This window comes from Leucobacter iarius, from assembly GCF_039530105.1.
In the GTDB taxonomy this organism is placed as follows: Bacteria; Actinomycetota; Actinomycetes; order Actinomycetales; family Microbacteriaceae; genus Leucobacter; species Leucobacter iarius.
Genome location: NZ_BAAAOB010000001.1, coordinates 38,963 through 52,638, shown reverse-complemented (window position 1 = coordinate 52,638; position 13,676 = coordinate 38,963). Strand labels below are relative to the sequence as shown.

The 13,676-nt window shown below is 71.2% G+C and carries 11 protein-coding genes; 3 read left to right on the top strand and 8 right to left on the bottom strand.

Annotated elements, in window-relative coordinates; genetic code table 11:
• The first annotated feature begins 36 nt into the window (after positions 1–36).
• Entirely contained in the window at positions 37–1,293 is a 1,257-nt protein-coding gene (locus ABD169_RS00225) for an ATP-binding protein (protein WP_344027737.1), read from the top strand.
• A 7-nt stretch (positions 1,294–1,300) separates the two neighbouring features.
• Here the strand turns inward: ABD169_RS00225 and efeB are convergent, their stop codons facing one another.
• The 3 genes from efeB to efeU all read right to left on the bottom strand — a co-directional run bounded on the left by efeB (position 1,301) and on the right by efeU (position 5,068).
• Positions 1,301–2,662 carry an iron uptake transporter deferrochelatase/peroxidase subunit gene (gene efeB, locus ABD169_RS00220; protein ID WP_344027734.1) on the bottom strand — a complete coding sequence of 454 codons (1,362 nt, stop codon included), beginning with the start codon at positions 2,660–2,662 and terminating at the stop codon, positions 1,301–1,303.
• 17 nt (positions 2,663–2,679) lie between these two features.
• Positions 2,680–3,921, bottom strand: a complete 1,242-nt coding sequence (gene efeO / locus ABD169_RS00215; RefSeq protein WP_344027732.1) for an iron uptake system protein EfeO — start codon at positions 3,919–3,921, stop codon at positions 2,680–2,682.
• 85 nt (positions 3,922–4,006) lie between these two features.
• The gene (gene efeU / locus ABD169_RS00210; RefSeq protein WP_344027729.1) at positions 4,007–5,068 is read right to left on the bottom strand and encodes an iron uptake transporter permease EfeU; all 1,062 of its coding nucleotides are present in this window, start codon (positions 5,066–5,068) and stop codon (positions 4,007–4,009) included.
• Between the two features lie 134 nt (positions 5,069–5,202).
• Between efeU and ABD169_RS00205 the strand changes: the two genes are divergently transcribed.
• Positions 5,203–5,469, top strand: coding sequence for a hypothetical protein (locus ABD169_RS00205; RefSeq protein WP_344027726.1), 267 nt, complete (start codon positions 5,203–5,205; stop codon positions 5,467–5,469).
• Positions 5,470–5,511: 42 nt separating this feature from the next.
• Here ABD169_RS00205 and ABD169_RS00200 read toward each other — a convergent pair whose 3' ends face one another.
• From ABD169_RS00200 to ABD169_RS00185, 4 genes are all read right to left on the bottom strand, one after another.
• Positions 5,512–8,757: a hypothetical protein gene (locus ABD169_RS00200; RefSeq protein WP_344027723.1), complete on the bottom strand. Its 3,246-nt coding sequence runs from the start codon at positions 8,755–8,757 to the stop codon at positions 5,512–5,514.
• Between the two features lie 207 nt (positions 8,758–8,964).
• Complete coding sequence (locus ABD169_RS00195) at positions 8,965–9,738, bottom strand: anti-sigma factor (protein WP_344027720.1); 774 nt, start codon at positions 9,736–9,738, stop codon at positions 8,965–8,967.
• A complete protein-coding gene (locus ABD169_RS00190; RefSeq protein ID WP_197074143.1) occupies positions 9,735–10,334 on the bottom strand; it encodes a sigma-70 family RNA polymerase sigma factor in 600 nt (199 codons plus the stop codon). The genes ABD169_RS00195 and ABD169_RS00190 overlap by 4 nt, the downstream gene beginning before the upstream one ends.
• A gap of 38 nt (positions 10,335–10,372) precedes the next feature.
• On the bottom strand, positions 10,373–12,094 hold the full coding sequence (locus tag ABD169_RS00185; protein WP_344027716.1) for a cytochrome c biogenesis protein DipZ: 1,722 nt from the start codon (positions 12,092–12,094) through the stop codon (positions 10,373–10,375).
• Positions 12,095–12,253: 159 nt separating this feature from the next.
• On the opposite strand from ABD169_RS00185, the gene ABD169_RS00180 reads away from it, so the two are divergent.
• Positions 12,254–12,934 (top strand): fasciclin domain-containing protein, encoded by a 681-nt coding sequence (locus ABD169_RS00180; RefSeq protein WP_344027714.1) that lies wholly within the window; start codon positions 12,254–12,256, stop codon positions 12,932–12,934.
• A 94-nt stretch (positions 12,935–13,028) separates the two neighbouring features.
• On the opposite strand, the gene ABD169_RS00175 is transcribed toward ABD169_RS00180, so the two are convergent.
• The gene (locus ABD169_RS00175; RefSeq protein WP_344027711.1) at positions 13,029–13,637 is read right to left on the bottom strand and encodes a histidine phosphatase family protein; all 609 of its coding nucleotides are present in this window, start codon (positions 13,635–13,637) and stop codon (positions 13,029–13,031) included.
• Positions 13,638–13,676: the final 39 nt, after the last annotated feature.

Below are 13,676 nucleotides of genomic sequence, written 5' to 3'. Positions count from 1 at the left end.
AGTTATCAAGATCCATTCGGCTGATAAAGTTATCGAATGAGGAGCTCGCTCAACAACCCGTTCAGCCCCGGATCCGACATCGTCCCCGAGGTCTGGGCCGGACGCAGCGAGCAGCTGAGCGACTGGCGCGATGTCGTCCGTCCGCGTCGGATCGTCGGACTTCCCGAGCGCGGGCGCACGATCCTCGGCGAGCCCGGGCTCGGGAAGTCGTCCCTGGTGCGCCGCATCGCGCAGACCGCCGCGGCGCACGGGGACTGGGTGACGCCCCAGCTCCGGATCCCCTCGGGCGCGGATCCGCTGAAGCTCGTCGCGGAGGCGATCCTGCGGCTCGCCGAGACCGCGGGGCTGTCCTCGAAACCCGCGAACGAGATCGCGGCGGCGCTCGCCCGGGTCCGGGCGGTCGCGGCCGCCGGGATCTCGCTCACCCTGCAGGGCGCCGAGGGCCCGGATCCCTACCGGGCCCTGACCGACCTCCTCATCGAAGTCGGGCGCGCGGCGATCCGCCGAGGCGACGTCGTGGCGCTGATCCACATCGACGAGGTGCAGAACATCACCGACGAGCACGCGCTCTCGCAGCTGCTCATCGCGCTCGGCGACGCGCTCACGCACGAGATCGAGGTCGAGGTGCCGGGCGGCAACCGGGTGCTGCGATCGTTGCCGATCGCCGTCTACCTGACCGGTCTCCCCGACTTCGAGGACATGACGGGTGCGCGCAAGGGCGCGACGTTCGCCCGGCGGTTCAAGACCACCACGCTGACCGCGATCGACGAGGAGGAGCTCGCCGAGGCGCTGCAGGGCTTCGTGCTCGCGGGTCGGAGCATCGCCGTGCCGGACGGCGGGATCGAACGGGTCCGCATGGACCCCGCGGCGGCCGCCGCGATCGTCGACCTGTGCCGGGGCGAGCCGTTCCTGTTCCAGCTCGCGGGGGAGCAGGCCTGGTACGCCGGCACCGGCCCCCTCATCACCGAGGAGCAGGTGCTCGCCGGCTGGCGGAGCGCCAGCCGGGAGGCGGGCGCTCACGTCGAGCGGATCCTGAACCGGCTGCCCGAGCGTGAGAAGCAGTTCCTCGAGGCCATGGCGGAGCTGCCCCCGAAGGAGCGGACGCTCACGCGGATCGCGGCCGACGCGGGGTTCGCGAAGGCGACCGATGCCGGTCCCACCGCGCAGCGCCTCGACACGGTGCGGGGGATCATCTCGCGGGGCAAGCCGTACGCGTTCCGCCATCGGGCGGTCGAGGCCTATCTGACGAGCGAGTGGCCCGACGCTCCGGCCGGTTCGCCCGGCGGACGCTGAGCCGCGCTCAGTCGAACAGGGCCTGGCCGACGAACTCGCCGGCGCCGACTCCGCGGGGCACGGCCCAGAGCCCGGAGCCGACGTGGCGGATGTACTCGTTCAGCGCGTCGGTCTTGAGCGCACGCTGCACGGTCACGAACGCTGACGGGTCGCTCTGGTACGAGATGAAGAAGAGGCCGGCGCCGAGCTGGCCGAGCGGGTTGTTGCCGTCGACGTAGTTGTAGCCGCGGCGCAGCAGGCGGATCCCGTGGTTCTTCGTGGGGTGCGCGAGGCGCACGTGCGCGGCGATGTCGATCGCGGTGCCGCCGGAGGTCCGGGTGCGGGCGAAGTCGGGCTCGGTGAACTCCCCGCCGCCCGAGAGCGGTCCGCCCTCGCCCTTGGTGCGCCCGATCACGCGCTCCTGCTCCTGCAGCGTGGTGCGGTCCCACGATTCGATGGTCATGGCGATCTTGCGCGCGACCAGGTAGCTGCCGCCGCGGATCCACTCGGGTCCGTCGGCGACCCACACGTGCTGGGCGAGGGCCTTCGTCTCCTCCGCCTTCACATTGGCGGTGCCGTCCTTGAACCCGAAGAGGTTCCGCGGCGTCTCCTGCGACTGCGAGGTGGACGAGGTGCGTCCGAACCCGAGCTGGCTCCAGACGATACGCGCGCGGCCCATCGCGATGCGGCTGAGGTTGCGGATCGCGTGCACCGCCACCTGGGGGTCGTCCGCGCAGGCCTGCACGCAGAGATCGCCGCCGGTCGTCGCGGGGTCGAGCAGGTCGAACGCGAACGAGGGAAGCGGGGCGAACGAGGCGGGCATCCGCTCGCGCAGTCCGAACGGGTCGGCCTCGGTGCCGCCGCCGCGCAGCGACCGGTCGGCGAACAGCTCCCGGCCGAGTCCGAAGGTGAGCGTGAGGTTCGACGCGCTCAGCCCCTGCGCCTCGCCCGTGTCGTCGGGCGGGGCGAGCAGCGGTCCGTCGACGGCGCCCGAGCCGATGTCGCGCCCGGCGGTCAGTTCGCGGGCGGCGGCGGTCCAGTCGCGCAGCAGCGAGATGAGCTCGTCGCGGCCGGAGCTGTGCAGCATCTCGAAGGAGGCGAAGTGCAGCCGATCCTGGGCCGGGGTGACGATCCCGGCCTGGTGCGCGCCCTCGAACGGTACGACGCCACGCGACGCTCCTGCGGTGCCGGAGCCGAGCGGTCCGGAGGCAGCGAGGGCGCTGTTCGCGACCGCGCCGGCCGCCGCGCCGACGGCGAGCCCGGCCGCACCGCCGCCGAGCATGCCGAACAGGGCGCGGCGGGAGGGCTGCGGCGCGGACTCCTCCGGAGTCCGCGGGCCTTCCTGCGGGCGCGGCTCCTGCTGCGGCTCGGGGCGAGTGGGCTCGGACATCGTCGACAGACTACCGACTACTTGGACGCGGGAAGGCCGAGCACGGTGTGCGTGAGCTTCGACAGGGGCTCGCTGAGAGCGTTCAGCTGGGCGCCGAGCTCGTTGCGGGCGTTCTGGTCGACCGTCGAGTAGTCGACGAAGCCCTTGTCGAACGAGCCGTACTGCGCGAGCAGGTCGAGCATGCCGGCGAACTGGCGGTCGAGCTCGGCGACGAGCTTCTTGCCCTCGGGTCCCTTGGCCTCGGCGATCTTCTTGACCGTGTCGAACGCGACCTGCGCGCCCTCGACGTTCGCGGTGAAGTCGTAGAGGTCGGTGTGGGCGAACTCGTTCTCCTCGCCGGGCAGCTTGCCGTCGGGGGCGGCGACCTCGTCGAGCAGGCTCACGGCGCCGTTGGTGATGTCGGCGAGGGTGAGCGTGAAGTCCTTGGAGTTCACGAGGTCGTGCAGCTTCGTCACGTCTGCGACGAGCTTGTCGCCGACCTGCTTGCGGCCGGCCTGGTCGAGCGGGGCGAGCTTCTCGTTCGGGTAGTTCTTCTTGGCCTGGTCGAGCCACAGGTCCATCTCGATGCGGTGGAAGCCGGTGAAGGGGATCCCCTCGGCCTCCGCACCGGGCTTGCGGTAGTCGATCGCCGGGTCGAGATCGCCGAACTGCGAGGCGGTGGGCTCGATGCGCTCGTAGTTCACGCGGGCCAGCGGGAACAGCTTGCGCGCCTCGTCGTCCTTGCCGGCCTCGTAGGCGTCGACGAACTTCTGCACGTTCGGCAGCAGCTCGCTGGCCTGAGCCTTGACGTAGCCGACGTAGGAGGCCACGGCGGCGTCGGCCGCCTTCTGGTCGTCGCCCGAGAGCGCGGTGGCCTTGCCGGTGACGGCGAAGGCGGCCTGGCCGACGTTCGCTCCGACCATGCCGGGCTTGCACGCGGTGAAGTAGCTGCCGGGATCGGCGACGACGGTCAGATCGCGGGTGCTGTTCGGGGCGATGTTCTCGACCTCGCCCACGATGGAGAGCTTGTTCTCGCCGAGCAGGTAGAACTCGGTGACCTTGTCGCTCGTGTTCTTCACCCGGAAGGTGACGGGGCCGCTCGGCGCTTCGGCCTTGGACACGGTGCAGGCGTCGGCGGTCGCGGTGACGTCGAGCACGGTGGTGGCCCCGCCCGAGGTTCCGGCGTTCGGCACGCAGCCGGTGAGCAGTGCGGCGACGGCGATGCCGGCCGTTCCGAGTGCGAGCGGAGCGGAGGTGCGTCGGGCGAGGCGGAGGGTCATCGGGGGTCCTGTTCTGTGGGAGGGATCGGTCTGCGGGGTCGCGCGATGCGCCGATGCCGTCGGGCACCGGGCGAGCGCGGCACCGCTAGGAGAGAGCGGGGGCGGCGGTCGGTTCGGCGGGCTCGGCCGGAGCCGAAACCGGCTTGGAGCCGGTCGCGGGCTGCGGGCGGGTGCGCAGCAGGAACCAGGTGAGGGTCGGGATCAGGTAGAGCGCCCAGACCAGCACCTCGAGCTTCGTCATGTCCGGCGAGAACCCGAGCGTTCCCTTGAGGATCACGCCGAGCCAGCCGTCGGGTGCGATCACGTGCGAGAGCTGGAACGCCCAGGCGGATTCGCCGTACCAGGAGGCGACGAAGGCACCGGCTCCCGGGGGAACGGGGGCGAAGGGGCCGGGCAGCACGGCGGCCTCCTGCAGATCGTGGATCGCGTAGGCGAGCACGCCCGCGGTGAAGACGACGAGGATCGCACCGCTCCAGCGGAAGAAGCGGCTGAGTCCGATGCGGAGCAGGCCGCGGGAGATCGCCCAGCCGAGGGCGGCCGCGACGAGGATCCCGGCGACCGCGGCGAGGAACCCGAGCAGTGCACCGGTGCCGGTGGCGCGGGTGGTGGCCCAGATGAAGAGCGCGGTCTCGATGCCCTCGCGGCCGACCGAGAGCAGCGCGACGGCGACGATGCCCCAGCCGGTTCCGCCGATGACCGCGTCCAGGCGGCCGCGGAGTTCGCCGCTCATGCTGCGCGATGCGCGGGCCATCCACATGATCATCCAGGTGACCATCACGACGGCGAGGAGCGAGAGGCTGCCTCCGATGATCTCCTGGGCCCGGAACGAGAGGCCGTAGGCCCCGTAGGTGAGGATCGCGCCGACGGCGAGGGAGATGCCGATGGCGACGCCGACGCCGAGCCAGATCCGGACGACGACGTCCTTGCGATCGAGCTTGCGTGCGTACGCGATCAGGATTCCGACGATGAGTGCGGCTTCGAGGCCTTCGCGGAGGCCGATGAGGAAGGTGCCGAGCATGGAGCGTGGATCTCTCGTGAGGTGGTTCTTCGGGTGCACCGGCACGGAGATGTCGGGGCGGATGCGGCGGTGCGCCGCGTGGGCGTCACTCGGGCTCGCCGAAGCGATCCCGACGCCGGCGTCCTTCATCAGATGTTAGTGAGTCGAGCCTCATTTGCCAAGAACGAGTGCTGTGAATCCTGCGTCGTCGTGCGGATCCGGACGTATCCTGAGGACAACCGGTCGCGACCGGTCGAGCCGCGGCCGCACGTGAGGTGAGTGCGATGAAGCAGAAGAAGCGGGACCGGCCGCACGCCGCGACCCGGCACGACGCCGGCACCGGGCAGGGAACGGTGCACGACCCGCACTACGAGTGGAGCACCCTCGACCACCCCGTGCTGGACGGTTCGACCGAGTCGAAGCGCGCGCAGGCCAAGGTCGAGAATGTCTACCGGGGCGTCGAGGATCCCTCGTTCGTGCACGGGATCCGCAAGCACGGTCTCGGCGTGGCCGATCCGCCCTCGGGTGTCCGCGGGCTCAGGCCGAACTGATCGCGGTGGGGGCCTGCGGCACGCCGCAGGCCCCCACCGTCCTCAGGATCGTCGCTCGGACCGATGCCTCAGCACGAGCACCAGACCGCCGGCCAGCAGGGCGCCCGCCGCAAGCGCGAATCCGGTCCAGGGCGAGCCGCCGCCCGTGGTGGACAGTCTGTCGTCCGCGCCGGATGCGTCGGTCCCGGCCTTGGCGCCGGCCCCGGCGTTGGCGTCCGCACCGGTTCCGTTCGCGGAGGCTGAGGAGCCCGATGCGTCGGCGCGGCCGGAGGCCCCCGATCCGCTCGATGCGTCCGCGTTGCTCGATGCGTCCGATCCGCTCGATGCGTCCGCGCTGCTTCCTCCACCGCCGTTCCCGATGACCCGGAAGTCGGCGCTGGCCCGGTTGTTGCCGGCCTCGGGGTCGGGGAACCGGCCGGTGATCTCCGCGGTGACGGTGCCGGAGGTTCCGGCGTCGCCCGCGGTGACCGTCAGCGGCAGGGTGCCCGAGAAGCCCTGGGGAAGCGGGGCGTCCGAGACGCAGGTCGCGGTCTGCCCGCCCCCGGCTCGATCCTCGATCGTGCACGTCCAACCGGTCGATTCAGACGTCGACGTGCCGAGCGTGAGACCCTTCGGGGCGGTCACCGTGACGGTCGCCGCGCCGTCGCTCGGGCCGTCATTGCTGACGGTGATCGGCAGGTCCGAGGTCGCGTTCGGCGAGAGGTCTCCGCCGACGATGCGCACGCCGAGGTCTGCGACGGCGATCTCCACGCCCACGGGCATCGGCTCCGCGGCGATCTTCTGCGCGTTGTCGGTGCGCGTCGCCGAGAACGCCGCCGAGTTGAAGGCGGTCAGGGCGGCGGGAGTCGTCTGCGCGATCTCCATGCTCCAGGTCACCGGGGCTTCGTCACCCGGTGCGAGCGAGGCGCCCGCTTCCTGCGCGAACCGCAGCGCGCGCACTGAGGCGTAGTCGGCGGGAGTCGCGGTCCAGTCGTCGACGCACCCGGTGGCCGACGGGTTCACCTCGGGGCGGCACGGGTTGGTCGAATCGGAGTACTCCACGGTGAACCCCGGGGGAGCGGTGACCGCGCCCTGCAGGATCGGAGTGAACTGCGAACCGCGCGGCTGGTTCGCCGTCGCCTCGCTGACACCGGTATCGCCGATGTGCGGCAGGATGTCGTACACGACGATGTCGGTGAGCGGCACGTTGCCCGTGTTGCGGATCGGCAGCGAATAGGTGATGGCCTTGCCGGACTCGCTCGCCGCGAGCTGCGGTGCCGAGACGAACTCGGAGTCGAGGGAACCGCGCGCGACGAGGGCGGACTGCAGGGACGCGCCGGTCCCCGTGGGCACGCTGGCCACCGAGCGGGCCAGACGCGAGGCGGCGCTGCCGCCGTCTGCGATGCCGCGGTCGTCGAGCGCCATCGTTGCCCAGGGGTCGCTGTTCGAGCTGTCCTTGGGCACGCCGGTCATGGGAGCGGCCGGGATCGGCCCGCGAGCGTCGCCTCCGTAGAGGCGGGCTTCGATGGTTCCGGCCGGTGCGGTGGTGACGACGGTCCGGAACTCGCCGGTCCAGAGATAGCCGCCCGGTTCGATAGCGGCCGAGTCGGGCCAGCGCACCTCGACGAGGTCCTGTCCGTCAACCGCCTTGGGGTGCACGGTCACCTCGGGATTCTCGAAGGCGGGATCGCTCGGCGAGTCCTGCCAGACGAAGGGTTCCTTGGCCGCCTTCGTCCCCTGGGGGACGAGGAAGTACAGCACGGGCTGCCAATCGCGATTGCCGTACACGGGGTTCGACAGACCCGCCTGCCAGGTCACGGTGTCGCCTGGCCGGAAGGTCTCCCCGCTGTTCGGCGCGTAGAGCGAGAGGTTCGGCGCGATGAAGGGATCGACGACCCGGTAGTTCCCGCAGTTCTGCGCCGAAGCCGTGCCGCCGGACGCCGAGGTCATGTCGAGCTTCGCGCACTGCTCGACCCGGTCCACCGAGGGGTCGGTGGTCGTCGCGATGAGCGAGAACTCACGAGAGCCGGGGGCTTCGACCGCGCCGAGCTCGACTTCGAAGCGGGCCAGGAGGTCGCCCTCGGGCATGCCGAGGTCGCCCATATCGATCATCGTGTACTCGTCGCCGGCGGTCACCGTGCCCGTCTTGCCCGAGCTGCTCGTCCAGGTGAGCGTTGCGCCCTTGGGGAGCGACATTCGCGATGCGATGAGGCCGGGCGCCATGTCGGAGGACATGATTGCGCTGGTGGAAGGGACCGTGCTGTTCCAGTTGTTCAGGTAGTAGCTGAACGAGTACTCCGCGCCACGGGCGACGACCCCGTTGAGATAGGAGTAGCTCGAACCGAGCACTTGCACGTGCGGCTCCAGCTTCTCGGTGAAGGCGAGGAGCTGGACGCGGCTCGTGTTCGAGGCGGTGAACGGCACACCCGACACCGAGGAGCCCGCGACAGAGGGCTTGAGCTCGATGGTCTGCTTGTCGGCGAACACCGAGGAGGGGAACCTCAGCACGAGCTCGACCTCGCGTCGTCCGGGTTCGCCGTAGGGCTGGGCGGCCGGGGGGACGTCCTTCCAGACGATCTCGGTGGCCGAGACCGACTCGGGGGCGGGCTTCGCCGAGACGAACTCCGCTCCGGCCGGAATCTCGACGGCGTAGCGGTCGACCGTCCCGATGCCATCGGAGCCGACGGCGGACCCGTTGGTGATCGAAGCCGTCGGCTTGAAGGTGAGGTCCCGGTCCAGGTAGTTGAAGATCTGGCCGGGCCCGGCCTGCGTGGCGACGGTCGAGCCGGTCGTGGTGAGGGTCATCGTCGCCTCAGCGCTCGACGGGTCGATCGTGGCCCCCGTGGCAGAAGCGACGACCGTCAGTTTCGTGCCGTTCGGGGTGATCTGGGCGGTCGGCGTGTACCGGACTCCGAGGGTGCCCGTGGTTCCCGGGGCGAGCGGCTTCATGGCGAAGGTGACGGTGCCGTCCATCGCCACCTGCGACGACGCGACATCGTTCGAGTTCGTCGGCCGCGGCTGCTGCCACCAGTTCCATCCCCAGAGCGGCTGCGTCGCGGAGACATGCTCGGGGAGCGGGACGGTGATCGTCACGCCGTCGCAGGTCGCGGCCCCCGAGCAGGTGTAGCCGACGGTGAAGTCGGCGGCGGTGCCGGTGACCGCGGTCGGGGTGTCGGCGCTCATCGAGAGGGCGAATGAAGCGGCAGTGGGTGCGGGTGCCGCCTGCGCCGGGAGCAGCCCGCCTCCGAGCGTGCCGAGGACTCCGACGACGGCGGCGGCCAGGGCGACGAGCGAGGGTTTGCGTGACATAGAGATCCTTCGGCGGAGAGGGTGATCTGGGCATATGATGACACCTTGTGATACTGATATATTAATGTACGCCTGAGGATCTCACAACTGCTCCTTTGGGCAGGGCCGTCTGGACGAGGGGTCGCCGGCACGGCGCTTGCGGGAGAAACGCAAGCGCCGTGCCGGAACCGCCGTCCGCCGTCCGCCGTCCGGCGTCCGGGGGGGGCGTCAGGCCGAGGCGATCGCGAGGATCGGTGCGGTCGTCGGAGCTCCTGTCGGGGAGCCGCCGCGATCCTCGACGGTCACCGCGACCGTGTCGCCGGGCCGGAAGCCCTTCGCGATCACCGCCGCGCGCGAGCCGTCGGGCCGCACGACCCCGAGCGAGATGGGTCGATCGCCGCGCACGATCCACAGCTCGTAGTCGTGCCCGGACGCCGCCTTCGGCAGATCGTCCAGCACGAACACCGCCCGCTGCTCCGAGTCGGACCAGTGCAGGGTGCCGCGCGCCGCCGTATCGGTCGTGCCGGTCGCGCTCCGCGCGTCCGGGGCGGCCTCGACCTGCTCCAGCGCGGTGGCCACCGGATCCTGCGGGAACAGGCTCTCCCGCACCCAGGGCGAGAGCCCGATGCTCAGCAGTACGGCGATCGATGCCGCCAGAGCGAACCAGCCGGCGCGTCCGCGCGCGCGGCGCGGGGCGGGTGCGGGCGTCGTCGGGGCGGGCTCCGGATCGGCCGCCGCCGCGGAACCCGATGCCGTCGGGTCCTCGGACCCCGCCTGGGGGAGTTCCGCGATGGCGTCCAGGATCGATGCGCGCACCGACGCGGGCGGCACGGCCTCCGGTACCGATCCGCCGAGGTCGGCCGCCGCCTCGCGGTCGGCATCGAGGATCGCGCGCCACTCGGGGTGCGCCTCCAGCGCCTCGGCGAAGGCGAGCTCCTCGTCGGGCGACAGCGCGTCGAGCGCGTGCGCTGCGGAGAGCTCGCGGAATTCCTGCTCGTTCATCGCGGTGCCTCCAATACGCTCCTGAGCCGGGTGAGCCCGTCCCTGATCCTGGTCTTCACGGTGCCGAGAGGTGCCCCGACGATCACGGCGATCTCGCGCTGACTGTATCCGCCGAAGTAGGCGAGCACGAGCGCTCGCCGCTGGGGTTCCGGGAGCTCGTCGAGGCCGTGCACGGCGCGGGCGCCGTCGATCCGCAGTTCCACGTCCTCCGTGACGCTCGGGGGTGGCTCCGCGGCCTCGCGAGCTCCCACCAGCAGGTCGCGACGCCGTGCCGCCTGCGCGGACCGCACCCGATCGACCGCCCGACGGTGGGCGATGGTGAGGATCCAAGCGCGGGCCCGGCCGCGGTCGGGATCGAACCCCGAGGCCGTCTGCCAGGCTTCGAGGAACACCTCCTGTAGCACCTCCTCGCTCTGCGAGCGGTCGACGAGGACCCGCAGGATGAGTCCGAAGGTGCGCGCCGCGAGCAGATCGTAGAACTCCGCGAACGCGGTGCGGTCGCCGGCCCCGGCGCGCGCGAGGGCGTCGTCGGCGGGATCGGCGCGTTCGCCGTCCTCCGGAACTTCGACTCCGTCGATCACCATCTCACCCAGCATGCCCCATTCACCTCCGTCCGTCACCGAAGCGGTGTCGATCACCCGAAGGTGAACGAGTACACCTGGACGCCGCGGGGCACGCTGAGCCGCAGCGCGCCCGCCGTGTCCTGCGCCGTCTGCAGCAGGCGGTACGACCGCGGAGTCCCGCTGACCGCGATGTCCTCCGTCGAGCCGTCGGGCAGAGTCGCGGTCAAGGTGCCGTCGCCCGAGACGACGACCCGCACCTCGCGGGCGCGGAAGTCGAGGCGGACGGTGCCGCCCGCGGCGTCGGTCGGGGCCGCGAACTGCGTCTCCACCGTCCACCGGCCGTCGAGCGCGAAGGTGTCGCGATCCTGCTTCGCGGGGAGGCCGAATGCGGCGGTGCCCTGCTCGTAGGCCTCGGTGCCGCCGAAGTTGCGGTCCTTCGAAGAGCCGAGGAACGTCTCGGGCGTCGTGCTGCCCGTCTTCGGCGTGCGATCGGCCACCTCGGTCGCCTTCGGCAGCGAGGCGCTCGGGTCGGCCTCCTGCAGCAGCTCCCGGATCATCCGCTCGGTCGTGGCGTAGTCGCCCTCGCCGAATGAGATGTGCCGGACCGTGCCGCTCGCATCGATCAGGTAGTGCGCCGGCCAGTACCGGTTGCGGTACGCGGTCCAGGTCGCGAGCGAGTTGTCGAGCGCGACGGGGTAGTCGATCCCGAATCCCTCCGCCCCCGCCGCGACGTTGGCCGGGTCCTTCTCGAACGCGTACTCGGGCGAGTGGACGCCGATCACGGCGAGTCCGGCGTCGCGGTAGGCGCGATCCCACGCGACGACGTGCGGGATCGAGCGCTGGCAGTTGATGCAGGAGTAGGCCCAGAAGTCGATCAGCACCACTCGGCCGCGCAGCGAGGCGAGGTCGACGGGCGCGCCGCCGGGGGTGTTGATCCAGTCGGTGAGTCCCCGCAGCGCGGGGGCGGTTCCGCAGTCGCGCAGCTCCGGGGCGTCGTTGCCGCACTTGGCGAGGTCGCGGTTCTCGTCGGTGACGAGACCGCCGAGGTTCAGGGCGCTGCGCCCGGCGTCGCTGTCGGCCAGATCCTTCTGCAGGCCGGCCGTGTAGTCGGGCACGAGCCGCTGCAGCACCTGGGGAAGGTCGAATGCGAGCCCCACCGCGAGCGCGATCAGCGCGATGCCTCCGGTGATGCGGATGGCGCGCTCGCGCTTGCGGAAGCCGCGGATCCGCTGGGCCACGCTGCGTCCGGCCAGCGCGAAGACGAGCAGCGGGACGGCGACACCGATCGCGAAGGCGAGGGTCAGCAGCACCGTGCTCGGGCCGACCGTGCCCGTCGAGCCGGCGACCACGATCGCGGCGAGCACGGGGCCGGCGCAGGGCACGAACACCGTGCCGAGCGCCAGACCGGTGCCGAAGCCGGAGCCTCCCTCGCCGACCCGACGGCGAGGGAGACGTTGGAACGGGCGCTCGAGCAGCCGCTCGAACCCCGGGAAGAGCATGCCGACGCCGATCAGCAGGAGCACGGCCACGCCGGCCCAGCGGATCGTGCTCTGCGGCAGGCCGATCAGGCTCAGCAGCAGCGAGCCGAGCAGCGTCACGACCGAGAAGCTGACGACGAGGCCGGCGATGATCCAGTAGGGCCGCGCCCGTTTCGCCGGGATCACCTCGGGCAGTTCGCCGGGCAGCGCCGGCTTGGCTCCGGCGGTGAGGAAGATGACGGGGAGCACGGGGAGGATGCACGGCGAGATTCCGGTGATGAGTCCGCCGAGCAGTCCGATGAGCACGATATCCATGAGTTCTCCTCCTGTTGCCGAGCTATTCGGAGCGCCGCGCCGAACGGATTGGCGGGGCGCGCGAAAAAAGTTCCGCCGATTTCCCATCCGGTTCGCGATCCGCTCCGAACGACCTCACAAGCCGCGAAGATTCGCGGTCCCGAGACCCGAGGAGGGGCCATGTTCACTCAGAAGAAGACCGTCGGTGCCGCGTTCGCACTGCTGCTGATCGGTGCCGCCACGCTCACCGGATGTTCCATGGGAGCGTCGACGGACGGCGGAGCGAAGACCGAGACGTCGCAGTCTCCGTCGAAGGAGAGCACCCCGAGCCCGAGCAGCACGAAGATGGATCCGTCGGCGAACCTCGTCGGGCCCGGATGCGCCGCGTACGCCGCGCAGGTGCCCTCGGGCGCGGGTTCGATCCAGGGCATGTCGCAGGATCCGGTCGCGGTCGCGGCCTCGAACAACCCGATGCTGAAGACCCTCGTCGCCGCGGTCAGCGGCAAGCTGAACCCGAAGGTGAACCTGGTCGACACGCTCAACGGGGGCGAGTTCACGGTGTTCGCCCCGGTCGACGATGCCTTCGGCAAGATCGATGCGGCCACCATCGACAAGCTCAAGACCGACGACGCGCTGCTGACCTCGATCCTGACCTACCACGTGGTGCCCGGACAGATCGAGCCCGCGAAGATCGACGGGACGCACAAGACCGTGCAGGGCGGTGAGCTCACCGTCACCGGCTCGGGCGACAGCCTCAAGGTCAACGGCGCGAACGTGATCTGCGGCGGGGTGCAGACCGCCAACGCCGTGGTCTACCTGGTCGACGGTGTGCTGATGCCGCCGGCCGACGCCAAGCAGTAGCGTCCGCTTCGATCCGGAGGCCGGCACCCGCGATGACCGCGGGTGCCGGCCTCCGGCGCGTCCGGCCGCGGGGCGGCGCGAGCGCTGCCGCGGATCAGGCGGGCTCGGTCAGCGGCACGACCCGCTCGACGAAGGCGAACGCAGCGGCAGGATCGTCAGCGCCCGCGCGCCAGGCGAGGCGCGTGACGGATCCGTTCGCGGCTGCGCCGGGGTAGTCCGAGAGGTCGCGGCGGCAGGCCCGCTTGACGACGGCGTTGATGAGGGCGCCGTGGCTGACGGCGACCAGGACGCCGCCCGGGTCGATCGCGACGGCGTGCGCGTGCAGCGCGCGGTGGGCGCGGGCGACGAGATCGAGCTTGGACTCCGCACCGGGGACGTGGCCGTCGGGGAAGCGGCTCTCGAACTCCGGCCAGAGCATGCCCTCCGCGATCCCGAACCCCTGCTCGGTGAGGTCGGCGTCGAGCGCAGGCGAGGGGAGGTCGAGCGCGTCCGCGATCCGCTCCGCGGTGACGGCGGCGCGGCGGAGCGGGCTCGAGACGACGCGCAGCGGTGCGTGCGCGCGGAGCAGCTCCGCGGCGAGCACCGCGTCCAGGTGGCCCTGCTCGTCGAGCTCGATGTCGGTGCGGCCCTGGATCCGACCCTCGACGTTCCAGGGCGTGCGGCCGTGCCGCACCAGCAGGATCGTGACGGACGACTCGCTCATCCTCTAACGGTAGCGGGGGTCGGGACCGATGTGCAGGCC